The organism is Chryseobacterium sp. C-71 (assembly GCF_020911865.1).
Classification (GTDB): Bacteria; Bacteroidota; Bacteroidia; order Flavobacteriales; family Weeksellaceae; genus Chryseobacterium.
Map to the genome: position 1 here is coordinate 3,467,101 of NZ_CP087131.1, position 25,934 is coordinate 3,493,034.

22 protein-coding genes are annotated in these 25,934 nt (G+C 34.6%); 8 read left to right on the forward strand and 14 right to left on the reverse strand.

Going from position 1 to position 25,934, the window contains the following annotated elements:
• The first annotated feature begins 142 nt into the window (after positions 1 to 142).
• Together polA and LNP04_RS16030 are read left to right on the forward strand one after the other, a co-directional pair.
• Positions 143 to 3,010, forward strand: a complete 2,868-nt coding sequence (polA, locus tag LNP04_RS16025) for a DNA polymerase I (RefSeq protein ID WP_229983909.1) — start codon at positions 143 to 145, stop codon at positions 3,008 to 3,010.
• Between the two features lie 8 nt (positions 3,011 to 3,018).
• Positions 3,019 to 3,375 carry a hypothetical protein gene (locus LNP04_RS16030; protein ID WP_229983910.1) on the forward strand — a complete coding sequence of 119 codons (357 nt, stop codon included), beginning with the start codon at positions 3,019 to 3,021 and terminating at the stop codon, positions 3,373 to 3,375.
• Between the two features lie 58 nt (positions 3,376 to 3,433).
• Here the strand turns inward: LNP04_RS16030 and LNP04_RS16035 are convergent, their stop codons facing one another.
• From LNP04_RS16035 to LNP04_RS16060, 6 genes are all read right to left on the reverse strand, one after another.
• Complete coding sequence (locus LNP04_RS16035) at positions 3,434 to 3,832, reverse strand: immunity 22 family protein (RefSeq protein WP_229983911.1); 399 nt, start codon at positions 3,830 to 3,832, stop codon at positions 3,434 to 3,436.
• 84 nt (positions 3,833 to 3,916) lie between these two features.
• Entirely contained in the window at positions 3,917 to 4,342 is a 426-nt protein-coding gene (locus tag LNP04_RS16040; RefSeq protein ID WP_229983912.1) for a hypothetical protein, read from the reverse strand.
• 16 nt (positions 4,343 to 4,358) lie between these two features.
• Positions 4,359 to 4,922, reverse strand: coding sequence for a DUF4256 domain-containing protein (locus LNP04_RS16045; protein WP_229983913.1), 564 nt, complete (start codon positions 4,920 to 4,922; stop codon positions 4,359 to 4,361).
• 25 nt (positions 4,923 to 4,947) lie between these two features.
• The gene (locus LNP04_RS16050; RefSeq protein ID WP_229983914.1) at positions 4,948 to 5,658 is read right to left on the reverse strand and encodes a hypothetical protein; all 711 of its coding nucleotides are present in this window, start codon (positions 5,656 to 5,658) and stop codon (positions 4,948 to 4,950) included.
• A 49-nt stretch (positions 5,659 to 5,707) separates the two neighbouring features.
• Positions 5,708 to 6,265: a YdeI family protein gene (locus LNP04_RS16055; RefSeq protein WP_229983915.1), complete on the reverse strand. Its 558-nt coding sequence runs from the start codon at positions 6,263 to 6,265 to the stop codon at positions 5,708 to 5,710.
• Positions 6,266 to 6,686: 421 nt separating this feature from the next.
• Positions 6,687 to 7,517, reverse strand: coding sequence for a GLPGLI family protein (locus LNP04_RS16060; protein ID WP_229983916.1), 831 nt, complete (start codon positions 7,515 to 7,517; stop codon positions 6,687 to 6,689).
• 200 nt (positions 7,518 to 7,717) lie between these two features.
• On the opposite strand from LNP04_RS16060, the gene LNP04_RS16065 reads away from it, so the two are divergent.
• Complete coding sequence (locus LNP04_RS16065) at positions 7,718 to 10,597, forward strand: M16 family metallopeptidase (protein ID WP_407928607.1); 2,880 nt, start codon at positions 7,718 to 7,720, stop codon at positions 10,595 to 10,597.
• A gap of 56 nt (positions 10,598 to 10,653) precedes the next feature.
• Here LNP04_RS16065 and LNP04_RS16070 read toward each other — a convergent pair whose 3' ends face one another.
• Complete coding sequence (locus LNP04_RS16070) at positions 10,654 to 11,460, reverse strand: GLPGLI family protein (protein ID WP_229983917.1); 807 nt, start codon at positions 11,458 to 11,460, stop codon at positions 10,654 to 10,656.
• Between the two features lie 5 nt (positions 11,461 to 11,465).
• Positions 11,466 to 11,786, reverse strand: coding sequence for a hypothetical protein (locus LNP04_RS16075; protein ID WP_229983918.1), 321 nt, complete (start codon positions 11,784 to 11,786; stop codon positions 11,466 to 11,468).
• 125 nt (positions 11,787 to 11,911) lie between these two features.
• On the opposite strand from LNP04_RS16075, the gene LNP04_RS16080 reads away from it, so the two are divergent.
• On the forward strand, positions 11,912 to 12,265 hold the full coding sequence (locus LNP04_RS16080) for a helix-turn-helix transcriptional regulator (RefSeq protein WP_229983919.1): 354 nt from the start codon (positions 11,912 to 11,914) through the stop codon (positions 12,263 to 12,265).
• Between the two features lie 52 nt (positions 12,266 to 12,317).
• Here LNP04_RS16080 and LNP04_RS16085 read toward each other — a convergent pair whose 3' ends face one another.
• The 4 genes from LNP04_RS16085 to LNP04_RS16100 form a co-directional block, all read right to left on the reverse strand.
• Positions 12,318 to 14,459 carry a S46 family peptidase gene (locus tag LNP04_RS16085; RefSeq protein WP_229983920.1) on the reverse strand — a complete coding sequence of 714 codons (2,142 nt, stop codon included), beginning with the start codon at positions 14,457 to 14,459 and terminating at the stop codon, positions 12,318 to 12,320.
• A 204-nt stretch (positions 14,460 to 14,663) separates the two neighbouring features.
• On the reverse strand, positions 14,664 to 15,245 hold the full coding sequence (locus tag LNP04_RS16090; RefSeq protein ID WP_229983921.1) for a Crp/Fnr family transcriptional regulator: 582 nt from the start codon (positions 15,243 to 15,245) through the stop codon (positions 14,664 to 14,666).
• Positions 15,246 to 15,370: 125 nt separating this feature from the next.
• A complete protein-coding gene (locus tag LNP04_RS16095) occupies positions 15,371 to 16,015 on the reverse strand; it encodes an MgtC/SapB family protein (RefSeq protein ID WP_229983922.1) in 645 nt (214 codons plus the stop codon).
• 103 nt (positions 16,016 to 16,118) lie between these two features.
• Complete coding sequence (locus LNP04_RS16100) at positions 16,119 to 16,880, reverse strand: response regulator transcription factor (RefSeq protein WP_229983923.1); 762 nt, start codon at positions 16,878 to 16,880, stop codon at positions 16,119 to 16,121.
• Between the two features lie 85 nt (positions 16,881 to 16,965).
• Between LNP04_RS16100 and LNP04_RS16105 the strand changes: the two genes are divergently transcribed.
• Together LNP04_RS16105 and LNP04_RS16110 are read left to right on the forward strand one after the other, a co-directional pair.
• Positions 16,966 to 17,517 (forward strand): sugar O-acetyltransferase, encoded by a 552-nt coding sequence (locus LNP04_RS16105; RefSeq protein ID WP_407928608.1) that lies wholly within the window; start codon positions 16,966 to 16,968, stop codon positions 17,515 to 17,517.
• 97 nt (positions 17,518 to 17,614) lie between these two features.
• Entirely contained in the window at positions 17,615 to 18,268 is a 654-nt protein-coding gene (locus tag LNP04_RS16110; protein ID WP_229983925.1) for a DUF1349 domain-containing protein, read from the forward strand.
• A gap of 73 nt (positions 18,269 to 18,341) precedes the next feature.
• On the opposite strand, the gene LNP04_RS16115 is transcribed toward LNP04_RS16110, so the two are convergent.
• On the reverse strand, positions 18,342 to 19,586 hold the full coding sequence (locus tag LNP04_RS16115; RefSeq protein WP_229983926.1) for a T9SS type A sorting domain-containing protein: 1,245 nt from the start codon (positions 19,584 to 19,586) through the stop codon (positions 18,342 to 18,344).
• A 101-nt stretch (positions 19,587 to 19,687) separates the two neighbouring features.
• Positions 19,688 to 21,691: an NAD-dependent DNA ligase LigA gene (gene ligA / locus LNP04_RS16120; RefSeq protein ID WP_229983927.1), complete on the reverse strand. Its 2,004-nt coding sequence runs from the start codon at positions 21,689 to 21,691 to the stop codon at positions 19,688 to 19,690.
• 199 nt (positions 21,692 to 21,890) lie between these two features.
• On the opposite strand from ligA, the gene LNP04_RS16125 reads away from it, so the two are divergent.
• The gene (locus LNP04_RS16125; protein WP_229983928.1) at positions 21,891 to 22,637 is read left to right on the forward strand and encodes a glycerophosphodiester phosphodiesterase family protein; all 747 of its coding nucleotides are present in this window, start codon (positions 21,891 to 21,893) and stop codon (positions 22,635 to 22,637) included.
• A gap of 321 nt (positions 22,638 to 22,958) precedes the next feature.
• Positions 22,959 to 25,934: a SusC/RagA family TonB-linked outer membrane protein gene (locus tag LNP04_RS16130; RefSeq protein WP_229983929.1), complete on the forward strand. Its 2,976-nt coding sequence runs from the start codon at positions 22,959 to 22,961 to the stop codon at positions 25,932 to 25,934.

Consider the following 25,934-nt stretch of genomic DNA (forward strand, 5'->3'; position numbering starts at 1 on the left):
GATTTAACTGTTAAAATATTAGAAGCATTGAAAACCCTTCCTCATTATAAAAAGTTCATATAATACAATTGATAAAAGAATCTCCTGATATAAATTCATCCCAAACAATCCCATTTTCTTATATTTGTTCTTTATTCAAAATATGGACGCAACACAGGACAAAAGGCTTTTTTTGATCGATGCTTATGCAATGATTTTCAGAGGATATCACGCAATGTCAAAAAACCAAAGGTATACTAGTTCCGGAATGGAAACAACAGCTATTTTTGGTTTTATGAATTCTCTTATTGAATTGATTAGAAAAGAAAGACCGACCCATCTAGCAGTAATTTTTGATGTCGGTCAGGCAAGTATTCGTACAAACGATTATGCAGATTATAAAGCCAATCGAAGTGAAACACCTGAAGCAATCAAATTTGCCATTCCTTACATTCACCGTATTTTAGAAGCTATGCATGTGCCGAGTTTGGGTGTTGAAGGCTACGAAGCTGATGACGTGATTGGTACAATTGCCTGTAAAGCAGAAAAGGAAAATTATACGAGTTTTATTGTAAGCGGAGACAAAGATTTTGCTCAATTGGTTACGGATAAAATTAAGTTGTATAAACCGGGTTTCAGAGGTGGTGAGATTTCGATTTTAGGCATAGAAGAAGTGAAAGCAAGATATGGAATTGAAGATCCGAAACAGGTGATTGATTTCTTGGCGATGATGGGTGATTCGTCTGATAATATTCCGGGCTTAGATGGTGTAGGAGAGAAAACTGCTATGAAATTTCTTAAAGAGTACGGTACCATCGAAAACCTTTTAGCCAATACTCATCAACTCAAAGGAAAGTTAAAAGAAAAAATAGAAGCTTCTGCCGAACGTGGAATTTTATCTAAAAAATTAGCGACCATCATCTGTGATGCTCCAGTAGAATTTCATCAAGAACAATATGATCTTGAAACTCCCGATTTTGAAAAAGTAAAAGAAATTTTCGACGAGATAGAATTCAGAAGACTGTATGAAAATCTTTACAGAGCATTCGCGCCAGCTGAAACAGTTACTGTGAAAACCACAACTGTCGAGAAAGATGGGGTTATTGTTAGTGAGACAGAAGTCTCAGCAACTGAAACACCTCAACAGAAAGTTGCAAGAAATGTAGGACAGCTTGATCTTTTTGCCAGTTTTGAGGAACTCGATCAGGCAACTTCTACCAAAGAAACCATCGCAGAAAACGATCATCTTTATCAGTTTGTAGATAATCCTAAAGCGCAGAAAATATTAGTTCAGAATCTTTTAAAACAGAAAGCTGTTTGTTTTGATACTGAAACCACTTCTCTGAACGAGCTGGAAGCGGAATTAGTCGGGATGAGCTTTTCATATAAAAAAGGTTTGGCATACTATATTCCGCTTTCGGAAGATCAGGGTGAAGTTTTACAGACACTCGAGATTTTCAGGCCGTTTTTTGAAAAAGAAGATTTACTGAAAATTGCTCACAACTTAAAGTACGATTACAAAGTTCTGAAGCAATACGATATGACCGTAAAAGGTGCAATGTTTGATACCATGATTGCCCATTACCTTTTAAATCCGGACGGACGACATGGGATGGATTATCTTTCAGAAGTTTATCTAAATTATAAACCTGTTTCCATCGAAACCATTATCGGTAAAAAAGGAAAAAATCAGGGCAATTTCAGAGATGCAGACTTAAGAACGCAGACTGATTATGCAGCTGAAGATGCTGATGTAACTTTCCAGTTGTACGAATTGTTTGCACCTCAATTGAAAAAAGAAAACCTTGAAGATCTTTTCTACAATATAGAAATGCCATTGATGGAAGTTCTTGCCAAAATGGAATTAGAAGGTATTTCTCTAGACAAAAAATGGCTTGCTCAGGAAAGCATCGACCTTGAGAATGATTTAAGACAATTAGAATCCAAAATATTTGAAATTTCCGGTGAAGAATTTAATATGAATTCCCCGAGACAGTTGGGAGACGTTCTGTTTGATAAAATGCAGCTTGACCCGAAAGCCAAAAAAACGAAAACCGGACAGTATGCAACTTCCGAAGATGTGCTTCAGAAATTAGCTTCAAAACACGAGATTATTCAGCATATTTTAGAGTACAGGACGTATCAGAAACTCAAATCAACTTATGTTGATGCATTACCGTCCCAAATTGATAAAGATGACAATCGTGTCCATACCAATTTCTCTCAAACAACTGCTGCAACAGGTCGTTTGGCGAGTGTAAACCCAAATTTACAGAATATTCCGATCCGTACATTGAGAGGTCAGCAAATCCGTGGAGCGTTTGTTTCCGCTGAAGGGAAGAAAATCATCTCTGCCGATTATTCTCAGATCGAATTGCGTCTGATTGCCGAAATTTCAGGTGAAGACAATATGATCAAAGCGTTTCAGGATGGTGAAGATATTCACGCTTCTACGGCGGCGAAATTATTTAATATTCCGTTGGAAGAAGTTTCAAAAACCCAGCGTGGACAAGCAAAAACCGTCAATTTTGGAATTTTATACGGTCAGGGAGCTTTTGCTTTGGCAGAACAAACCGGATTATCGAGATCTGAGGCCAAGCAGATGATAGAGGCGTATTACGAAACCTACCCGAAGTTGAAAGAATACATGGCGGAGCAAGTGAAAAGAGCTCGTGATATCGGTTATGTAGAAACGATTTTAGGAAGAAAACGTCACTTAAAAGATATCAACTCCGGAAATTTTGTGGTGCGAGCTCATGCCGAAAGAAATGCCGTAAATGCTCCCATTCAGGGAAGTGCAGCTGATGTTGTGAAAATGGCGATGATTAAAATTCAAAAAGAATTAGAGAAAGAAAAACTTCACACGAAAATGCTTCTTCAGGTACATGACGAATTGGTTTTCGAATCTCCAATTGATGAGGTAGAAGTAGCTACAAATATTATTAAAACCGAAATGGAAAATGCAATTGAAACACAAGTTCCTTTATTGGTTGAGGTTGGAGTAGGGAAGAATTGGCTGGAAGCGCATTAGAAATTTTGATGAAAATTAAACAGAAAAATTTGAAGGTAAAATCCTACAGAATTGTTAAAAACAAAACTGAAAAGGATAATGTTTTTAATAGAGCTGATTTATTCATTAATGGCGCTGAAATAACAATTACAATTCAAACTACGAAATTCGGAATATTTAAAAGTAACGTGATGAATTACGTTGTTGATATGAGTTCAAATCTTATCACTATCACAGATGAATTTTTATCTCCTATGGATAAAAAAATGATAATACAAATTTTGGATAATCAGATTAATGTTACTTTGGGATTGAATGCGATTTTGAAAATCTACGATGTTAACGAAGAAATAAGAAATGTTCTAATAAAGTTTATTAATTCTTGAAATGCTTTGATGAATTACTCTTAGAGGATTTAATAGTATAGATTGATACTATCAAATTTTAATACTCAATCTCAACACTACCCATATACACCAAAGAAAAATCATCATTTTCGACAGAAACAGGTTTTGGAATTTGACCTTGACTAACAAATATTAGTGAGTTGACGTCAAATTTCAATTCTGATAGGTTGATTTTGTGAACCAATTCCGGAAGCCATTGCTCGGCAAATGAGTATTCTGAAAAGTTTTCATAAATATTTTTGCTTAAATTTTCGAACCCATATTCTGCCAAATCACCGTCAAACCAAATTGTATCTTGAGATTCAGAAAATTTTGAGATGTAATTGTCGTCATCTTCTTCATTCAGATAGTAGTTGTCATCTTCTTCTACAAACTGCAGAAAATCTTCCTCCGAATTAAAATTCCCTACCCAAAAATCTAAAGTCTGTGTATTCATGTCTAATTTTTTGAAGCGTCAAAGGTAAGGTTAATAGTTTTTTATTTCAAATATATATGTATTCTTATTTTACTAAAAGCAATTTTATTCCAATCTCAAATTTTGAGAAGTTAAAGATGTATTTATGTCATAAAGACTTTCTCTCATTGCGAAAACCATATCAGATAAATTATCTTGATTATTAAATTGAATAAATTTTTTGGTAGCCATTATTACAGTATCAGAAGCATAAAGTGTCATATTTATCCATTCCAATTTAATTTCAGAGATGAGCTCTTCACGAGATTTGATGTCGGCTCTTTTTAAAAGTAATTTTTCTTTATTAAGATCATAATTTAGCAAGGAATAACAAAGAATAATCATTTCTTTGTATCTTAAATCTTTGAGTTCATGTCTTGACTGATCTTTTCGTTTTCTTTTTTCAATAAAAAGATAATCAAAAGCACTTTTTAGAAGGCCTCCGATACCAATCAATCCAATCACAGAAATTATCATTTTTGCAGTTTCCATATATTGTTTTTAATCGTTAAACCTTCAAAAATCCACGAAAAGCTCTTGCAGCATAATAAGAATTGGCACCATTGTGATACAGAAAAACTGTGTTGTACCGTCGGTCACAAAATAGTGCGCCGCCCAAAGCTCGGATATCTTTTGGAGTTTTAATCCAACTTGAGGTTTTCAGGTCAAATTCCCCTAAGGTTTGTAAAAATCGATATTGGGTTTCATCCAAAATTTCTACACCCATTTCTGAAGCGACAGTCAATGCATCATTTTGTGGTTTGTTTTCTTTTCTGGAATCCAATGCTTCACGGTCATAGCAAAAACTTCTCCTGCCTTTCGGACTTTCCGGAGAGCAATCGAAGAGTACATATTCATCAGATTTTTTATCATAATCTACCACATCAGGTTCGCCGCCGGAAATTTCCATTTCGTTGAGCGACCAAAGTTTTTGCGGATTTGCTTTTAGTTTTGTTTCAATTTTTGACCAATCCATTTTTGGATGACGGTTGATGTTTTTCTCAAAACGCTGTTGCAGAATATCCAGCAGTTCAATGGTTTCTCTTTCTGATAATTGCTTTTTTGATGCCATGATGGTGTTTTTTAGTTTTTAAAATTTAAGGAAAATATATCAGTTTGTCCTCGGGTAAATCATATTCGTAGATTTTATCGGTTTCAGGTGCAATGTAGAGCCATTGGATGGTACTGATTTTATTTTCAGATTCTGTATAAATTCCCAAAACGTAATATTCCTTATTGTCTCTGGTCTGTTTTTCTACGGAGTAGGCGAGATCAATTTTGTCTTTTAGGGATAATTTAACCAAATCATTCTTGGAATTGGCGATATAGTATTCTGCGAGATCATGTAAATGTTCTAGGTAAGAATCTGAAATTTCATCTTCTTTTGAATAATGATATTTGATAGGTTTGCCATATTGTTTTCTGAGTTTTGAAACATTTCCGTCTTTGATTTTTTTAGCAGAAACAATCCACTGTGCAATTTGCGGAGTCTCTCCGTCTCCTGCGATGTAAATCGTGTCATTTTTCCATTTTATTGCGATGAGGTCACCTCGAAGAAAACTGCGGTCGTTATTGTTATCATTAACAAAATCGATTTCTTCATTTTCTTTTTTACCATTAAGTTGAGTATAATCAAAGTTATCATTGTAAGAAACAAACTCAATCGTATCTATCTTTATTGAATCTTTTTTTGCTTCAATCTGCGGAACTGTCTTCGTCACAGTTTTTTCCTGCGGCTGATTCTTTGACTCAGGCGAAATGCAAGAAAAGCAAAGAGTAAGGATTAATATCGCAAAAAATTCTTTCATATTATAAAAATAATAAAATTTGATAAGATGAATTGTAGCTGCTGTTGGCTTACGAAATTCGCTTCTCTTTTTCACTCTCCAAAATTGTTTTTTCTAAACGTGAAATTTGTGTTTTTTGTTGTTTAGCGCTCATAATCCAATGGGTCATGACCTTTTTATAAGACGGTGCTTGCTTTTCGAAAAATTCCCAGGCTTTTTGATTGGCTTTAAATTGTTCTTCATATTCTTGAGAAAATTTTACATTTTCAGTTTCATGAGAATAGATCCCGGATTTATTTTCTTTTCTAAGCTTAAATGCATCAAGGCCTGCAGGCTTCATAAGACCTGCTTTGGTCAATTCTTCCATTTTTTTAATGTTGATGGTACTCCAGATGCTCGTTGGTTTTCTTGGAGTAAACCGAATGCTATAGCTTTCTTCATCTATTGATTTTCTCACCCCGTCGATCCAGCCAAAGCATAAAGCCTGATCCACAGATTCTGACCATGTCATAGAAGGCTTTTTCGTTCCGACTTTATAAAAGCCCACCAATAGCTCTGTTTTTGTTTTGTGATTTTCTTCAAGCCATTTGCAGAAGTCTTGCTGGGTGGGGAAGAATGTAATATTCATACAATATTATCTATATTATTCAACGTCGAAGATAAGAGACAAAATGATAAAAAGAATAATGAAAAATACAATATTTATAAAAAATGAAAAAAATGAAAAGCTAAATATATATCTGATATAATTTTTTGAAAACATGGGAGAGTCATTTAAAATTTGATGTATTTTCAAATGATATGATAACATCATAATCGTTATAATAATCGCTGATATAATAAATGTAAAAAAATCTACTGTATTGTCAATAAGCGAATCTGAAGATATAAGACTTAGAAAAACTGCAATTATCAAAAGGATAATTGAAAATACAGAAACAGTCAGCCAAAATTTTCTCTTAGTTTCCTTTTCATCAGAAAATAGAAAATAAAATAGGTTGGCTAAAACAAAAAGAATAAGAATGTATGTCCAGATTTCCATTAAAATATTACTTAACAGGGTATTTTATCGCCTTATTTCTCTCAATCGGATTGTTATATTTTCTGATATAATTTTGCTCATCTTTGATCAACGGTACAAGTTCGCTGGCTTTTGTATATCTTTTACCATCAATATCGATACTTTCTGAAGAGCCGTTTCGCAAATTCTCTCTGTCCTCATGCATAGGATCATTGTAGAACTCCATTGCTTTTTTTAGAAATATTTTTTCTGTTATAAGAATTGGTTTTCGTCCGTATCTTACTTCCAAAAAATTTGATGTATCGTAAGTTTCAGCTAATTTTTTGCTTTTAATCAAATTGAAGCTGTATTGTTTCTGACTGTCTTCGATTGAAACAATTAAACCTGGAAGTCCTTTAAATTTATAAGGACCTTCTGAAAAAGGAATTTCCTTGGTGAACCATGCTGTCCATTTTCTGCCGCCAAAATTGGTGGTTGCTTTTTGTACGGTAAATCCTGCAAGTTGTTTAGTTTCGTTAGATAAATTCCATTTAATTAAATCTTCGGTAGGATAGCTGTAGATTTGAAAATCAATTGCACTGAAATTGAGATTTTCATTAGAGTTTTTCTTTCTCGTTACGGGAGTATGTTTTGTCCAGTTTGTATTTTTATCGTTGTTTGCTTTGTTGATGGAATCTTTTTCTAGAAAAACATTGTCATAATATTTGCTGCCATCAGGATTTATGTCCAAAACCATAAAGCTTTTAAGCGGCTCGGTTTGTGTGGAGTCTTGTTTGAATTTCAGTTCGTAAAAGAAACGGTGAGTTTGTGCGTTGGTAAAACCAATCATTAAAAATAGCAGGAAATAGGTAAGTTTCATTTATTTGAATTAATAAACAACTAAGATAATAAAATCCCTTTAAAATGATTTAAAATTTATTAAATCAAAAAAAGCGTCGAACTTAAAAAACAACACTTAAATTAAATCATCACCATAGATTTAATATAAACAATTGTAATCACTCTTATTTTTTGAATCCTTACATTTGTAAGGCATTCTGATTTTAAAAAGGAGTGAAAATGAATTTAGATATGATTGACAGAAGATACAAGGAAACGATTCATACCGACAGCAATAATTACGAATACATTACCGTCACCCACGACGAAAATAAAGTCAGAATTTACACCCTAAAAAACGGACTGAAAGTTTTTTTGGCTCAAAATTTTGATGCCCCAAGAATTCAAACCTACATTCCTGTGAGAACGGGGAGTAATAATGATCCTTCTGATAATACAGGTTTGGCACATTATCTGGAACATATGATGTTCAAAGGAACATCAAAAATCGGAACACAAAATTGGGAAAAAGAAAAAGTATTGCTTGATCAGATTTCAGATTTATACGAACAACATAAAGCCGAGCAAAATCCTGAAAAGAAGAAAGAGATCTATAAAAAAATAGATGAAATTTCTCAGGAAGCAAGCCAATATGCAATCGCCAATGAGTATGATAAAATCATTTCATCTCTGGGAGCGAGCGGAACTAATGCCCACACTTGGTTTGACGAAACGGTTTATAAAAATAATATCCCCAACAACGAACTTGAAAAATGGCTAAAAGTTGAGAAAGAACGATTTTCCGAAATGGTTCTAAGACTTTTTCACACAGAGTTAGAATCCGTTTATGAAGAATTCAACCGTGCGCAGGACAACGATTCTCGTTTGGTGAATGATTCTTTGATGGAAGCCCTTTTCCCAACCCATCCGAACGGTCAGCAAACGACTTTAGGAAAACCTGAACATCTGAAAAATCCTTCGATGAAGGCAATTCATAAATATTTTGACGAATATTATGTTCCCAATAATTACGCAATTGTTTTGGTGGGAGATTTAGATTTTGAAGAAACCGTCAAGCTTGTCGACCAATATTTTGGCTCAATTCCGTATAAAGAATTGCCAAAAAAAGAGGCGATTGTCGAACAACCAATGACTGAAATCGTTGAAAGAACAGTCTACAGTCCTACAACACCGAGAATTCAATTGGCTTGGAGAACAGACAGTTATGGATCTAAAGAAGCGATGCTTGCCGATGTGGTTGCTAATATTTTAAGCAATAGAGGAGAAGCGGGTTTGCTCGATTTACATATCAATCAGACTCAAAAAATGCTTTGGGCACAGGCATATTCTTTAGGATTAAAAAATTACGGTTTCTTTTCAATAGTTGCCGTTCCTAAAGAAAATCAGACTTTATTGGAAGCAAGAGAAATGGTTTTGGAGCAAATCGAACTGGTGAAAAAAGGAGATTTTCCGGATTGGATGCTTCCTGCCATCATTAACGATTTCAAACTTCAGAGAATGAAAGCTTTGGAAACCGCAGGAGGTTTAGCGAATAATCTTTATGATACTTACATCAAAGGTAGGACTTGGGAACAGGAGTTGAATGAGATGGATGAATATGCTGAAATTACCAGACAAGAAGTGATTGCATTTGCGAACGATTTCTTTAAAGATAATTATGTGGTCGTCAACAAAGAGAAAGGAGTGAACGAAAAACTGTTGAGAGTTGACAATCCCGGAATTACAGCCATCAAAATCAACCGTGACGCACAGTCTGAATTTTTAAAGGAAATCGTCAATGAAAAGACTGAAGATATTCAGCCTGAATTTATTGATTATCAGAAAGAAATAACGACAGACGTTGTAAAAGATAAAAAAATAAGTTTCGTTAAAAATAAATACAACGAAATTGCTCAGGTACATTTTATTTTCCCGTTTGGAAGCGATAATGACCGTGAATTGGGAATTTCTACCCAAATTTTACAATATCTCGGAACAGAAAAATTCTCGCCCGAAGATTTGAAAAAGGAATTCTTTAAAATAGGAATCACCAACGATTTTAAAACCACTTCAGACCAGCTTCATATTTCGCTCAGCGGATTAGAGGAAAATATGAAGGAAGGAATTGAATTGCTTCAACACTGGATGAAAAATGTACAGCCTGATCAGGAAATTTATAATCAGTTTGTAGAAACGATTCTGGAAAACCGTGAAGCGGGAAAGAAAGACAAAAACCGCATCATGACGGCTTTAACGAATTATACAAAGCTGGGTAAAGGTTCAAGATTTTTAGATTTTCTTTCGAAAGAAGAGCTTGAAAATACAAAAGTAGAAGATTTTACAGAGCGTATTAAAAGTTTATTTAAATTCCAATATCAGATATTTTTCTACGGGAAAGATTTTGAGAAATTTAAGCAGGAAATAGAAGGTTTTATTGAGACCCAAAGCCGAACCATTCCTGATCCGAAGAAATATCCCGAGCCGGAAACGGTTGGAAATGTCTACTTCACCAATTACGATATGGTGCAGATGGAAATGAGCAAAATAGGGAAGGGACATCATGTGAACACAGAGAATTTTGGTAAAATCAATGTTTTTAATGAATATTTTGGGCGTGGTTTGTCATCAATCGTTTTTCAGGAGATTCGTGAGAGTAAGAGTTTGGCGTATTCAGCGTATGTTTCCTATTCTCCGAATGCAGAAATTGGTCATCCCGATTACATTACAACGTATGTGGGAACACAGCCAGATAAATTGCAGATTGCCGTCGATACAATGACTGAACTGATGGATGAACTTCCGGAAGTGACTACTCAGTTTGAAAATGCGAAGAATGCAGCATTGAAGCAGATTGCCTCAACAAGAATTACAAGAACCAATATTTTTTTCAATACATTAAAACTACAGAAACTGGGCATCACTCACGATTTCAGAAAAGATATTTATACCCAGATTGAAAGTTTGACTTTTGACGAAATTAAGCAGTTTTATCAGACCGCAATCAAGCCTGTACAGTTCAATACAGCCATCATCGGGAAAAAAGAAAACCTAAATTTGGAAGCTGTGGAGCAAATGGGAAGTTTTAAAGAAGTTGATTTAGAAGAGATTTTTGGGTATTAATTATAAATATTCATCAAAATAAGGCGGGCGAAATCAAAGATTTCGCCCACTTTATTTTAATCTAAAAAATTGTTTATACTCCTAATGTTTTTTATGATTAATTCTTCTGAATCTTTGGGAGCAGATCTACCAAAACTATTGAAAAAAGAACCTAATGGATCGTCCATAATTTCTTTTCTTTTTTTGAAAAATTTTTCATAGGTGGTCTTTATTCCTCCTTCAATCGGTAAAATAGGTTTCCTGACATTTTTTAAACCTGCTAAAGTAAAATGGAAATAATCTTTACTGTCATAAGCTTCTAAGACCAAACCAGGCAATCCTTTGAATGTATAAGGGCCTTCAGGAATTGGGATATCTTTGGTATACCAAGCTGTAATTTCTTTATTTCTATATTTCCCTGTAGCTTTTTGGCATTTATATCCGCTAATGACTTTAGTTTCATTAATGAGATTCCATTGTATTTTTTCATTAGTTTCAAAACTATATGTATTTCTCAAAATTTTATCCCAAATAATAAATTTACTATTTGTAAAAAAAACTTCAGGAATAAACTCTACGTATGTAAGATTTCCTGTCTTTATTACTACTTTACCATTAACGGGATTATCTACACTTTTCTTAATGTACTCTCTTGATAAGGAATCTGCTAATTGTTTAATATTACTTTTGAATAATGAAGAAAACTTTCCTATCTGCAAAGATGTAATTTCTTCTTTTTTCGTGTAAATATTTGCAGTGTCAATTAAAAAGGTAGTCTTATATTTAACTTCAATATTTGAACTATCAATTTGCTGTGAAAAAACATTGATAGCTTGAAAAAATAGGATTGATATTATTGATTTAATGAATATTTTTTTAAACATAGTATTTAATTAAAACTTACATCCTGTGTAATTCTAGGCGTTTCTCTACCACAAAAAAATATGTTTGTTAGTCTTGCGTTTTCGTCCATGCAAGCAAAAGCATGATCTCTATCTGCTGAATTATTTGGATCATAGCATACCGTATCGTTAATAAGACTGCCAGCAGTACACCATGGTTCAATAGAATATTCTTGACAATAAAGAGGTTTTGTAAAACTAATTTCAACTTTATCCTTGATAAAAGTTGTCAATTCAATTTTTTTGTTGTCTTTTGCACCAACTAAGACAGCTACACAGAATGAAGCTAAAAATAAGATTTTTTTCATTTGTTTTTATTTTAATTGTTTAATATTTCAAAAGTAAAAATTAAATATACTCAAATGTAAAAATCATTTTGCGATTTTATTGCGATTTTTTGCAAAAACTATATCTTTACACTAAACTTTGCAAAATGGAGAAAACAAAACTTATTGAAGTTCGTAAAAGAAAAAATATTACTCAGGAAAAAATTGCAGACATTCTTTGTATGGATGTTTCAAATTATAATAGGAGAGAAAAAGGAACTTCAAAAATCTCAATGCATGAATGGCAGAAGATTTCGGAATTATTAGACGTTCCCTTAGATGATATTTATGAAAGTGATGAAAGTTTGGTTTTTATTTTTAATGATAATGCAACAGGAAATGGTAATATTGTAAGCAATAACTACAATATTCCTCTTTCTGTTTGGGAGACTCAAAAGAAATACATAGAAAAATTAGAAGCAGAAATTGAAATGCTTAAAGCAAAAATTAATGAGAAATAAAAAAGTCCTGAAAGCAAATTTCAGGACTTTTTATTTATTCAATAGAAAATAATTACTTCACAATTTTCATCTCATCAATCAGCCATTTAGAATCGGCAAATTTATCAACGATGAAAAGAATATATTTTGTATCAACCATGATGTTTCTGCTGAAACGTGGGTCGTAGTTGATATCACTCATTGTACCTTCCCATTGTCTGTCGAAGTTCAGCCCTACAAGATTTCCTTGCGCATCTAATGCCGGACTTCCAGAGTTCCCACCTGTTGTATGGTTGGTTGCCGTAAATCCTACAGGAACATCACCGGTTTTGTCTTTGTAGTTTCCAAAATCTTTTTTATCATATAGATCAATCAGTTTTTTAGGAACATCAAATTCATAATCTCCGGGAACATATTTTTCCATGACACCTGCCAAATGGGTCTGATAATCGTAAGTTACCGCATCTTTCGGAGTCGATCCTTTTACTTTTCCGTATGTTACACGAAGCGTAGAATTAGCATCCGGGAAGAATTTTCTATCTTTATCTGTAGACATTTGTTGTGCCATATATTTCTTCTGCAATCCATCAATTTTTGCCTGCAAAGAAGTGAATTGTGGGTCAGCAGTTTTCATATAAGTATCTTTCACCGTCATGAAAAGCTGATAAACAGGATCTTTTTTAATTGTTTTAATCAATTTGTCCTGATTAGAAAATGCTTTGTCAATGTCAACATTCAGAGCAGCTCCGTTCACCGCAGATCTTCCTGTGATCACTGAATTTTTAGAAATTTCTTCAAAATTGGTGATATTTTGAGCTTCATTTTTATACTTGTCAAAACCTGTAGGCAAAAATTGTTGTGCTGTTTTATTAGCATACAAAGCCAGAAGTTTAGCGGTAACTTTAGCATCAAGTTCTGCGCTGTAATCTTTGTAAAAAGAAGTCAATTTATTTTTGAAAGCTGTCGTTCCTTTTTCATCCATTCTTCCGGCTTCAACTGAAGTGATGTAAGTAGAGAAAAGGTTGGCAAGCGATAGAGTTTCAGCGTTTCTTATAACTTCAGTGTAATATGCATTGTTTAAAGCGTAAGGCGCCTGATCTTTGTATGAATTATTAAGCTCGTCTAAAGTAGTTTTTATTTGCGGGTTTTTAGAAACCAGAGAACCTTCATACATTACTTTTTTCTGAACGGCATTCGATTTTTTCAAACCTTCTACTTCACCAATCCACTTTTTCCAATAGTTGGCAACGGAAGCAAATTTTGAAGCATATTTGATACGTGTCGCATCATCAGCACGCATTTTTTCATCTAAAGTTTTTAACGCAACGTCACGCACTGCAATTCTTGCAGGGTCAATTTCTGTCATGATTTTCTCAACAGCAATTGCCGGAAGATATTCCGTTGTTCTGCCCGGAAAACCAAATACAAAGGTGAAATCGTTTTCACCCTTATCTTTTATAGAAACTGGAAGGTAATGTTTCGGAACGTAAGGAACGTTATCTTTAGAATACTCAGCAGGTTTATTATTTTTGTCAGCATAAATTCTGAACATAGAGAAATCTCCCGTATGTCTTGGCCAAACCCAGTTATCGGTATCGCTTCCGAATTTACCAATGCTTTGTGGCGGAGCTCCTACCAAACGAACGTCTTTGTAGGTTTCAATCACATAAGCGTAAAATTTATTTCCGTAATACATCGATTTTACAGAAATCGACTGGTAGGGCTCTGTTTTTTGAGAATTTTTATAAATCTCAATATTAGCAGCTATTTTTTTTGATAGTTCAGGCTCTTGAAGATTGTCTGTATTTTCTAAAATCTGAGTAGTAACTTCTTTAATGTCAAGAATAAAATCAACGGTTACTCCGGGATTAGGTAATTCAGTTCCCATATTTTTAGCCCAAAATCCGTTTGATAAAAGGTCATTGTCAACCGTTGAGTGTGCCTGAATTTGTCCGTACCCGCAATGGTGATTGGTAAGAAGTAGGCCTTTTGGCGAAATAATTTCAGCCGTACAACCTCCGTTAAATTGTACCACGGCGTCTTTTATACTTGGTTTTTGAGTGTTGAAGATATCTTTGGCAGAGATTTTCATTCCCAAATCTTTCATCTCCTTTTCATTCAACTCAGTGGGAATCCACATTCCGCCGTATTGCTGAGCCATTCCCCAAGAAAAACTGAAGAACGCCGAAGCAATCAAAATAGTACGTTTTATCATTACAAAAAAATTTTGTCTAAAATACGGATTTAATTTTCTTAGAAAAAAGAAAACCCTTCCGAATTTTTATTCTGAAGGGTTTGGGAATTTATATCTTCTAGATTGAAAAATCTATCTTAATTGGACAAATAAAGTTTCATCATTTGTGTCTCTTAAGTAGCAGCAAAACTAAGTGTTTAATAAGTCTAATGAAATGAACCTATGTTAAGAAATGTGCCTTCTGATACGACTTAGCGCCTGCGGGGTAATTCCCAGATATGAGGCAATATATTTCAAAGGAATCTGAAGGATGTATTCCGGATAAGACTTTAGCAAATTCAAATATCTTTCTTCTGCATTATGCGATACCAATGAAATCTCCCGCTGTGCTTTTTTTAAATAAAGCTGTTCTGCGGAAATTCTGCCTATATAATTGCCCACCTTGGTGTTTTCGTATAAATCATGCACATCCAGATAATGAATTCTGTACACAGTAGTATCTTGTAATGCCTGAACATTGTATTCGCAAGGATTTCTGGTAATGAAAGAATCATATGCACTGTAAAACATATTTTTAGCAATAAACGAAAAAGTAATCTCTTTCGGTGGCTCTGTAGGATGGGTTTTGTGCATGAAAAAACGCACAATCCCTTCAACAATAAAATAAAGGTAATTTTCTGTTTCTCCTGAGTTTAATATGATTGTTTTTTTAGGAATTTCGATTTTCTCAAATTTGACCGTCTGACGCTTCGCCTCTTCCAAAGAAATTCCTAATCGGGTAACGTAAAAATGCAATAAATTTTCCATAAAATATGGATGCGAAATTAGTGAATTATGTCTGATTTCCAGCCTTTTTTCGGTGTTTTTAAATCTAAAATCTTTGAATTAGATGATGATTCCCGTAAAATTGTGAAAAAAACTTCTTTAATTTCTCAAAATTCATACGCATTTACTTTTTCGTCATGTCGAAGTTGCTGAATAAATAGATCATGATTGGTATGTTTTCCTGTCAACATCCATGTTGTCGTAATGTTTTCCTGATTGAATTTTTGTCTGACAACGAAAAATTTCAAGTGATAATTTTTAAATATATTTTCAAAATAAGCAACATCTTCAAAATTTCTTACGACAATTTTATACTCACGAATTTTGTGATTGTTATCAATGAAATTCTGCAAGTAACTGAGCGAACTTAAAATCAAAAGCACCAGAACTGTTCCGGTTAAGGACAGATAAACATATCCTGAGCCAACTGCCATTCCGATGGATGCCGTTGCCCAAATGGTGGTTGCCGTAGTGATTCCGTCGATTTTATTATCTCCTTTAAAAATAACTCCCGCACCCAAAAAACCAATTCCTGTAATAATATTTGCAGCGAGACGATCAGGATCATTCACCCCGATTTTTATAGAAAGAATGGTGAAAAGACAAGACCCGAAACACACGAGAATGAAGGTTCGCAGACCTGCAGATTTATTGCGGTATTCTCTTTCGGCCCCGATAAAAAGCCCAAGAATCACCGAAATAAAAATCAATACCAGCTCGTTTTGTATCGAATGATCTTTTAGAAAATCCATTTTTTGATTTTGTTTAAAATAAAATTACGATAATTATTGATTAGATAAATTTAAAATAATAATCTTTGTTAGAAACAATATTCGTTTGAATTGAATGTAAAGATTAAATCCATCTCAACTTTGCCGCCATCATACAAGCTTCAGCCATATTTCCGACACGCAGTTTCTCCAGAATATTCTGTCGGTGACGGTTGACGGTATTGATGCTGATGAAAAGTAATTCAGCAATTTCTTTGCTTCTTTTTCCATCCTGAATCATTTTCAAAATTTCCTTTTCACGAACTGATAAAAATGATGAATTTCCTGCCTCCGTCTGATGAATGACTGAACTGTTTGCCGTATTGATGATCATCCCGTGATGAAGAGAAGAATTCAGAAAATCAAAATGATAGAGGCAAAGCGCCAGTTCTACATTTTTATCATTGGCATTTGTGAAGTAGAACATTTTGTGCAAAAGTGCTTTCTGAGTTGGATTATCGGCAAGTCTCAATCTGCTCACCACACAATAATCTTTGTGCTGTTCAAAAGGAATGGTTTTAATGAACTGAAAAAACTGAAGTTCAAGCAAATGCTTTTGTAAAACATCTTCAGAATTTAATTTTGCGAAAAGTTCTTCTTCCCAGATACTTTCAATTTCCTGAGTATTTTGCTCTTGAAAAATATTCAATTCATCTGCCAATTTTCCTGAGTAAACATAACTTTTATTTTTTTGAAGGTCGCTCAAAACTGCAATTCCGTTTTCTAAATCCACAAAATTTTGGGCAATTTCCTTAGATTTATTAAGCTGTAGGTTTTCGCTTTCGAAAGTGGAAGCGAATTCTTGTTGCAGAAGTTTTTCGTTGAGGTCGGATTGGATTGGTTTCATTAAGAATGGTTATAAATCAGTATTGATTTCTGAGCTTTATGCTTGTAAATTTGCCCATTATCAACGTAAAAATACAATGAATAATTTGAACGAAAAAAAAAAAATGCTGAGTGGAGAAATTTACGATGCCACCGATGACCTTTTGATACAAGAAAGAAATCTTTGCAAAGATCTCTGTTTTGAGTACAATCACCTTCAGCCTTCAAAAATTGAGGATAGAAAATCTTTAATTAAAAAACTCTTCGGAAAAACGACAGAAAATTTCCATATCGAACAACCTTTTTATTGTGACTACGGTTATAATATTGAGATTGGCGAAAATTTTTACACCAACGTGAATGTTGTCATTCTAGATTGTGCAAAAGTGACTTTCGGAGACAACGTTTTTATCGCTCCCAACTGCGGATTTTACACAGCTGGTCATCCTTTTGATGTCGAGCAACGCAATAAGGCTTTGGAATATGCTTACCCAATTACTGTCGGAAATAATGTCTGGATTGGTGCAGGTTGCAGCATCCTTCCCGGAGTTACGATTGGTGATAATACTGTTATCGGAGCAGGAAGTGTAGTCACAAAAGATATTCCTTCCAATGTTTTGGCTGTGGGAAATCCATGTAAGGTAATCAGAGAAATTTAGAATATTTTAATTTTTAAAATTCTCGCAGATTGTCCAGATTTAGCAGATAAAAAATCTGCGCCATCAGCTTAATCTGCGAGAACAACATCATTTAGAAATGAAAAAAATAATACTATCATTAATCATAGCATTAAATTTATTTCAAGGTTTAAAAGCGCAGTCTTTAGAAAAAATGACTTGGTTCAACGAACCTCAGCAATGGGAAATCAAAGAAAAAAAACTCATCATGAATGTCACACCACAAAGTGATTACTGGCGAATTTCGCATTACGGTTTTACAGTAGATGATGCCCCATTTTATTACTCAACTTACGGCGGAGAATTCGAAACCAAAGTAAAAATCACCGGAGATTACAAAGCCCGTTTCGACCAGATGGGATTAATGTTGAGAATCGACGAACAAAATTACATCAAAGCCGGAGTGGAATTCGTAGACGGAAAATTCAATCTAAGCACTGTCGTTACCCATAAAACAAGTGATTGGAGTGTCATCGTTCTCGAAAAAACACCACCATTTGTCTGGATAAAAGCAGTTCGTAGATTGGATGCAGTTGAGATTTTTTATTCATTTGATAACAAAGATTACGTGATGATGAGAAATTCTTATCTGCAAGATAATACTCCCGTTAAAGTGGGTTTCATGGCGGCAAGTCCTGATGGAAATGGTTTTAAAGCAACTTTTGAAAACTTTTCGGTAAAGCATCTTCCGGATCAGCGTCGTCTGGAATGGCTGAAAAAAAATCAGAATTAATTATAAAATTTTCTCCCGAATTTTATGAAATACAAAATAAGACTGCCATTTTTGACGGTCTTATTTTATTAGATTAATTCTTGATAAATTTCTCAGTTATAAATCGATTTTTTTTGTAAATTTTAATGATGTATTTTCCTTTTGAAAGTTCGGAAACATTAATTGAAGAACCATTTATATTTTGAGATTTTAAAATTCGTCCCGCAACATCATAAATTTCAACTTTTACTATTTTCTCTTTAGACTTAAAATACAAAATGTCTTTGACGGGATTTGGATAGAAAGATATTTGTTCAGATTTATCTGATGTTTCTGCAATAGATAACAGAGTTACAGGGCAAGATGAATCCACTGTTGCAGAAGTGTATCCTTGTTGATTTATATTTGAAGTAGCAATAGGAATATCTTCAGCGTCGCAGCAAAGATATTGAAATGGCACATTGTCGAAAATCTGGAAAGTGGAAGGGAAATTTTGTCCACCATTTTTAATCTTGATGCTTTGTAACAGATTATCTGACAGGTACACCGTGTGAAGGAGTGGGTTTGCATTAAGATCCGCAGTTGCCAGGAAATTACCTACTGCACTTAGACTTTGCAGATTACTGAAATTACTAAGATCCAAAACTGTTAGCTCATTATTATTGAGAACCAGATTTTGTAATAGAGGAAGCGTGCTTAGCTGGAGCATACTAAGACTGTTATTTCCAAGATCAATACCCGTTGTTGCTGAGCAGTTCTGTATAGTGAGATTTGTAAGGGCATAATTACTTGTACAGTTAATAGCTGCTAAAACAGGGAAATTTGAAATTGTAAGATTATTCAGACTATTGTTTGTATTGATGGTGAGCTGTGACAATGCAGGTAGATTTTGCAGCGTGAGTGTTGTTAGATTAGAGCAGTATCCGATTTTAAAATTCTGCAGATTGCTGAAATTAGAGATATTAAGTGTAGATAAAGCGTTAAAACTGGACATGTCAAGAACTTGAAGATTGTTGAGACCGTTCAGATTTATTGTTGTTGCAGCAATAGATCCCATTTTCAGATTTGTAAGATTGCTGAAACTCGTAATTCCAGTAATATTCGAAATGGTTGAAGAATAAAATTCTAAACGGTAAACATTTAGTGCTTCAGAAACTTCTATTTCACTATTAGAATTGGCATCTAATACTATATTTTGACCAGCGCTATTTTTTGCAACACCATTCGATGTATTGGCAGAAAGTAGTTTTGCCTTAAAATTCGCATCGGGAATATTTATTATTTGTGCCTGAAGCAGAGAAAGTGCAAATAATAAAAATAGGAAATAGATTTTTTTCATATAAATTATTAGGTTTAAATTCTTTTTAGAGTGAAAAACAAAAATATACCATTAAGACTGAATCTCAATGGTACAATATGTTAAATTATTAAGAAAGATATTTATTCTTTAATCAAATCCAAAAACTCTTGCTCATCCAAAATCGTAATCGTTCCAATATCCTGAGCTTTCTTCAACTTGCTTCCTGCTTTTTCGCCCACGACCAGATAATTCAGATTTTTAGAAACCGCAGAAATATTTTTTCCGCCGTGTTTTTCTACCATTTCTTCAGCAGATTCTCTGGTGAAAAGTGATAGTTTCCCTGTAAACAAAAAGGTTTTCCCATCTAAAGCATTGGATAGAACTTCATTGGTATTTTCACCTTTCTCCAACTGAACGCCATAAGATTTCAGCCTTTCTAGCATCAGAATATTTTCAGGATTATTAAAGAAATCAACGATGCTCACCGCGATTTTCATCCCGATATCTTCTACCTGACACAATTCTTCAGCCGTCGCTTTTTTCAAATCATCAATCGTGTTGAAGTTCTTTACCAATTTCTTGGCAACCGTTTCCCCAACGTGTTTGATGCCGATTCCGAACAAGACTTTTTCAAACGGGATTTCTTTAGATTTTTCGATTCCGTCAATAATATTTTGAGCCGATTTTTCTGCCATTCGTTCCAAAGGAAGAATCTGTTCTTTCGTCAAAGTATAAAAATCTGCAGGGTTTTCAATCAGTTTTTCTTTGTAAAGCTGTTCGATGGTTTCGCTCCCTAGATTATCAATATTCAAAGCTTTTCTCGAAACATAATGAATCATTCTCCCGACAACCTGAGGCGGACAATGCAAATCGTTAGGGCAAAAATGAATCGCCTGGTCTTCTAGTTTTATCAATTCAGTTCCGCATTCCGGGCAGTTTTTGATGTATTCAATTTCCTTGCTTTCTGATGTCCGTTTTTCTTCGTTAATGCCGACAATTTTTGGGATAATTTCACCGCCTTTTTCTACATAAACAAAATCATGCTCGTGCAAACCGAGTTTTTTAATAATATCCTCGTTGTGAAGAGAAGCACGTTTTACGGTTGTTCCGGCTAATAAAATTGGTTTCAGATTGGCAACGGGAGTTATTGCGCCAGTTCTTCCAACCTGATAAGAAACACTTTGCAATTCGGTTTCTACTTTTTCGGCTTTAAATTTATATGCCATCGCCCAACGGGGAGACTTTGCCGTGTAACCAAGCTGTCTCTGTTGTTTTAATGAATTGACTTTCAATACAATTCCGTCGATTTCAAAAGGTAAGTTGTTTCTTTCCGTATCCCAGAAGTTGATGAATTCTTTAATTTCTTCTAAATTCTTGCAAAGTTTTGTCTGAGCTGAGATGGTAAAACCCCAATCCTGCGCTTTGTGAAGCAATTCCCAATGGCTTTCTGCCGGAACTTCCTGCGATACAAACTGGTATAAAACCGAAGACAGTCTGCGTTTTCTCACTTCACCGCTGTCCTGCATCTTCAAACTTCCGCTTGCCGTATTTCTTGGATTCATAAAGAGGTCAAGACCTTCTTCCTCACGCTGTTTGTTGATTTTATCGAAATTTTTTCTTGTCAGATAAATTTCTCCACGCATAAAAAAACGTTCAGGAAAATCTCCGGTCAGTTTTACCGGAATGTCTGAAATGGTTTTTACGTTGGAAGTAATTTCATCACCCTGAAAACCGTCGCCACGCGTTACTGCCTGTGTTAGTTTTCCGTTTTCATATAAAATTGAAATCGAAGCACCGTCATATTTTAATTCCGCAACAAATTCTACAGGTTCATCAATCGTTTTAATGATGCGTTTTTCCCAATCTGCCAGGTCGTCAAAATCGTAAGAATTATCCAGAGAATACATTCTGAATTGGTGCTGAATAGTCGGGAAAATCTTCGTTACACCGCCACCAACACGTACGGTTGGAGAATTGTCATCGTGAAATTCCGGATATTTGGCTTCCAAATCCTGAAGCTCTTTTAATAATAAATCAAATTCAAGATCAGAGATGCTGGGCTCATCCATCAGATAATAGTTTTCATTATGCTGATTGAGTTCTTTACGGAGCTGTTCTATCTTTTGCTGGATATTTTCGGACATTGCGTTAGTTTCTTTTCGACAAAAATAATAAGTCTTGGGCATATTTGAGTGATTAAAATTAAGATTAAATTCAACAAATGTTGATAGCATTTTAAACTAGGTTTCAAAATCTCTTTCTAAATTTGCATCCTGTTTCAGATTGATTCAGTCAGTAAAATGTATTTACTGAATTTTTTTTAATGAGGAAGATTATTTAATTATGAAAAATTTTATCTTAGGGTTAGCAGTTTTAAGTACAGCAATGATGAGCGCACAAACCCAGATTATCGCACACAGAGGATATTGGCAGACTAATCCTCCCACGACAGAAAATTCAATTAAAGCGTTAGAAAATGCACAGAATCTAAAGATTTACGGAGCCGAATTTGACGTGAGAATGACCAAAGACGGCGTTTTGGTCGTAAACCACGATGAGCATCACGGTAAAATGGAAATTTCAGAAACAGATTTCAAAGAATTGAAAAAACTGAAACTATCGAACGGTGAAAATTTCCCTCTATTAAAAGATTATTTGAAAGCAGGAAAAAAAGATAAATCTTTAAAGCTGATTGTAGAGATCAAACCGGATAAAACCAAAGAAAAAGAAGATGAGTTGACGGCAAAAACCATCAAATTGGTAAAAGAGTTAAAACTTGAATCTCAAAGCGAATTTATTTCTTTCAGCTTAAATATCTGTAAAGAGATTAAAAAATTAGAGCCAACATTCAAAGTTCAGTATTTGAAAGGTGAATTGTCTCCACAGCAAATCAAAGACGAAGGTTTAGACGGAATTGATTATCATTACAGCATTTTCCAGAAAAACCCGACATGGATTGCTGATGCTAAAGCTTTAGGATTGATTACAAATGCTTGGACGGTAAATGATGTTGCCGTGTACGACGACTTAAAAAAGCAGGGAATCGGTTTTGTTACAACCAATATTCCTGATCAGCTGAAGAATAAATAAGCGGTCATTTTTACTTAGATTTATAGATATTATTCAACCTGTCTCTTTTGTGAGGCAGGTTTTTTATTGTACAATACTCTGATTTAAAGATGTAAAGGGTGAAAAATTATTTTCTCGAAAAAAGACAATAAAGGTATGCGGAAATAATTCAATTTTTATATTAAAAATAATTCATTCTTTTAAACCGCTGTCAGTTAAAAGTTTATGCATTTGTGTTAATCATAAATTAATATGGCGTTTAAGAATTCTTTAAAATATGTTAAAACCTTATTAAACTTATGCTCGTCATAGCTTTCTAATTTTGCGCAAACAAAAAAGTGTATGCGTAAAGAGACTCAAAAATTACTACTGTTATCCGTTTTAGGATTGGTGAGCGTCAATATGGCAGCTCAGCAACAGGTAAAGAAAGATACGATCAAGAATATCGATGAAGTTGTAGTGACAGCTCTGGGTATCAAAAGACAAGATAAATCATTAGGTTATGTGGCTGAAAAGGTAAATGGAGAAGAATTTACAAAAACTCAAAACAATAACTGGGCGCAGGCTTTAGAAGGTAAAGTGGCAGGTCTGAAAATTCAGACTGCAGGAGCAGGGCCTCTAGGATCTGCAAAAATTACTTTGCGAGGAAGCGCATCCATGAATATGGACAACAACCAAGCCTTAATTGTTGTAGATGGTGTTCCTTTGGGAGGTACAAACACAGGAACAGGAAATGCTGCTTACGGTGCAGGAACTGGTGGTGATCTTCCTGTAGATTTTGGAAATAATTTCAACAGTATCAATCCTGACGATATAGAATCTGTTACTGTACTGAAAGGTGCTACTGCAGGAGCTTTGTATGGTTCCAGAGGAATGCACGGTGCCATTATGATTACTACGAAATCCGGAAAATCTAAAAATGGTAAAGTATCGGTTACTTTTAATTCTAATACAAGTTTTGATTCTGTTCTACATTGGCCAGATTATCAGTACGAATACGGACAGGGGACTTTACAAAAAAACACAGCCGGCCAATACTATTATTCTTACGGAGCTTCTCCGGATGGTGTAAATACAGGTTCTACAAGTAGTGCTTTCGGGCCAAAATTTAACGGACAGTCTTATTTTCAGTATGATCCTACGGTAGAAGGACAAAGTCTTCAAAGACAAGAGTGGAAGCCTTACAAAAATAATATAAAAGACTTTTGGGAGGTAGGAACGACCTTTGCAAATAATTTATCAATCGAAAGTTCGACAGAAAAAACAGCTTTCAGAGCATCTCTAAATTATACAAAAAATAACTGGATGATGCCAAATACTGGTTTCGACAGATTTAATGGGGCTTTGTCAATTGATCATCATGCCAGCGATAAACTTCACATAGTAACTAAGTTTGCTTACAACAGCACAGAAAGTGATAATCTTCCGGCAACAGGCTACAACAATCAGTCGATTTCTTACTTCATGATTTTCCAAAATCCCAATGTAGATCTTAATTGGTACAAACCAATCTGGAAGAATGGGCAAAACCAGATTGATCAGATCCATCCTTTCAGCTCTTTTATTGACAATCCATATTTAATTGCCTATGAAATGCTTAATGGGGTCAATAAGAAATTTATAACAGGAAACGTAACGGCGACTTATAAGTTTGCCAAAAATTTTGATGTGATGTTACGTTCAGGGCTTGAGATTACAGATGAAGAAAGAACGACAAAAAGACCTTACAGCTCTGCGAATTATCTTCAGGGATATTACAGAGAACAACATATTAATAATTCCGAATTCAATACGGATATCTTATTCAGCTACAAAAACAACTTCGGAAAATTTGGCTTTAATGCTTCTGCGGGTGGAAACCTTAGATACAATGAATACACCCTGAATGACTACCGTGCTACAGGATTGAAAATTCCTGGTCTGTATGAGCTTACCAACGGTATTTCTCTCCTTACGAGAGTTCCTCAGCCAAGAGATAAGGAAATGAACAGTTTGTATGGTTTAGCATCTTTAAACTACGATAATGTTTGGTTTTTAGATCTTACGGCAAGAAATGATTGGAGTAGTGCATTGCCAAAAGCTGATAGATCCTATTTTTATCCTTCAGCTGCCACATCATTTATTCTTTCAGATATTTTTAATTTAAAATCAAATAATTTTAATTTCTGGAAATTGAGAGCTTCATGGTCGATGGTAGGAAGTGATACCGATCCTTACAACTTGTTGCAGACTTATAATACAAGCGATTTCAATAACTCTGCAGAAGTTGCCTCAATTTATTTCAATCCCAATCTAAAACCTGAAATGAATACCAATATTGAGGCAGGTATGGATTTTAGTTTCATTAAAAATAGATTGACATACGGTGTTACCCTCTACCAAAATAATACAAAAAATCAGATTATAACTGTTCCTACGTTGATTGAAAGCGGATATTCTACCAGAATTATCAATGCCGGCGAAATCAGAAACAGAGGGATCGAAATGACATTGGGTGCCTATCCTGTAAAAACCCAAAATTTCTCATGGAATGTAAATGCCAACTGGTCGATGAACAGAAATAAAATCCTTTCGTTGCCAGGGGAATTTAATGGAGAACCATATACGATGTCTTCGGTAGGAGGAGTTGTTTTCTTTAATGCTGTCGTAGGCGGATCTTTAGGAGATATGTATGGCGCAAAACTGCAAAGATCACCGGATGGGCAGGTGATTTACGGTTCGGATGGACTGACAGCGAAATCTACGAAGATAGAATACGTAGGAAACGCTTATGCTAAATGGAGAGGCGGCTTGCAAAATACATTTAAATATAAAAACATTTCTTTCTCTTTCAGTCTTGATGGTCAGTACGGTGGAATGGTATATTCTCAGTCTCACCACAAAATGTCTGAACAAGGTAAATTGGAGAATACTTTGCCAGGAAGAGACAATCCGAATGGAACTTTCGTTGGTGCGGGTGTAGTACAAAATGCAGATGGAAGTTTTTCTGCCAATACCAAAGCAGTGGCGCTTCACACGTATTACGGAGATTATTACAGAAGAGCCAATATAGAAACCAACAGTTTCGACGCAAGCTTTATCAAACTGAGAGAAGCAACGATAACTTACGATTTCCCAAAGGATATTGTGAGAAATCTTAAAATGTCTAATCTGAGCCTCTCTATATACGGTAGAAATCTTTTGATGTGGACCAAGAACTTTCCACTTTTCGATCCGGAAGCAGCTACTCTTAACGATTCTTCTATTACACCGGGAGTTGAGGTTGGTCAATTGCCAACAGCAAGAACGGTGGGTATACAACTGAATGCTAAATTTTAA

Excerpts from the sequence above, each read along its gene's own strand:
- LNP04_RS16035 (WP_229983911.1), bottom strand. The coding sequence starts at position 3,832 with ATGAATACACAGACTTTAGATTTTTGGGTAGGGAATTTTAATTCGGAG.
- LNP04_RS16050 (WP_229983914.1), bottom strand. The coding sequence starts at position 5,658 with ATGAAAGAATTTTTTGCGATATTAATCCTTACTCTTTGCTTTTCTTGC.
- LNP04_RS16080 (WP_229983919.1), top strand. The coding sequence starts at position 11,912 with ATGGAGAAAACAAAACTTATTGAAGTTCGTAAAAGAAAAAATATTACT.
- LNP04_RS16075 (WP_229983918.1), bottom strand. The coding sequence starts at position 11,786 with ATGAAAAAAATCTTATTTTTAGCTTCATTCTGTGTAGCTGTCTTAGTT.
- LNP04_RS16130 (WP_229983929.1), top strand. The coding sequence starts at position 22,959 with ATGCGTAAAGAGACTCAAAAATTACTACTGTTATCCGTTTTAGGATTG.
- LNP04_RS16040 (WP_229983912.1), bottom strand. The coding sequence starts at position 4,342 with ATGGAAACTGCAAAAATGATAATTTCTGTGATTGGATTGATTGGTATC.
- LNP04_RS16110 (WP_229983925.1), top strand. The coding sequence starts at position 17,615 with ATGAAAAAAATAATACTATCATTAATCATAGCATTAAATTTATTTCAA.
- LNP04_RS16070 (WP_229983917.1), bottom strand. The coding sequence starts at position 11,460 with ATGTTTAAAAAAATATTCATTAAATCAATAATATCAATCCTATTTTTT.
- LNP04_RS16030 (WP_229983910.1), top strand. The coding sequence starts at position 3,019 with ATGAAAATTAAACAGAAAAATTTGAAGGTAAAATCCTACAGAATTGTT.
- LNP04_RS16085 (WP_229983920.1), bottom strand. The coding sequence starts at position 14,459 with ATGATAAAACGTACTATTTTGATTGCTTCGGCGTTCTTCAGTTTTTCT.
- polA (WP_229983909.1), top strand. The coding sequence starts at position 143 with ATGGACGCAACACAGGACAAAAGGCTTTTTTTGATCGATGCTTATGCA.
- LNP04_RS16095 (WP_229983922.1), bottom strand. The coding sequence starts at position 16,015 with ATGGATTTTCTAAAAGATCATTCGATACAAAACGAGCTGGTATTGATT.
- LNP04_RS16045 (WP_229983913.1), bottom strand. The coding sequence starts at position 4,922 with ATGGCATCAAAAAAGCAATTATCAGAAAGAGAAACCATTGAACTGCTG.
- LNP04_RS16100 (WP_229983923.1), bottom strand. The coding sequence starts at position 16,880 with ATGAAACCAATCCAATCCGACCTCAACGAAAAACTTCTGCAACAAGAA.
- ligA (WP_229983927.1), bottom strand. The coding sequence starts at position 21,691 with ATGTCCGAAAATATCCAGCAAAAGATAGAACAGCTCCGTAAAGAACTC.
- LNP04_RS16060 (WP_229983916.1), bottom strand. The coding sequence starts at position 7,517 with ATGAAACTTACCTATTTCCTGCTATTTTTAATGATTGGTTTTACCAAC.
- LNP04_RS16055 (WP_229983915.1), bottom strand. The coding sequence starts at position 6,265 with ATGAATATTACATTCTTCCCCACCCAGCAAGACTTCTGCAAATGGCTT.
- LNP04_RS16090 (WP_229983921.1), bottom strand. The coding sequence starts at position 15,245 with ATGGAAAATTTATTGCATTTTTACGTTACCCGATTAGGAATTTCTTTG.
- LNP04_RS16125 (WP_229983928.1), top strand. The coding sequence starts at position 21,891 with ATGAAAAATTTTATCTTAGGGTTAGCAGTTTTAAGTACAGCAATGATG.
- LNP04_RS16065 (WP_407928607.1), top strand. The coding sequence starts at position 7,718 with ATGAATTTAGATATGATTGACAGAAGATACAAGGAAACGATTCATACC.
- LNP04_RS16115 (WP_229983926.1), bottom strand. The coding sequence starts at position 19,586 with ATGAAAAAAATCTATTTCCTATTTTTATTATTTGCACTTTCTCTGCTT.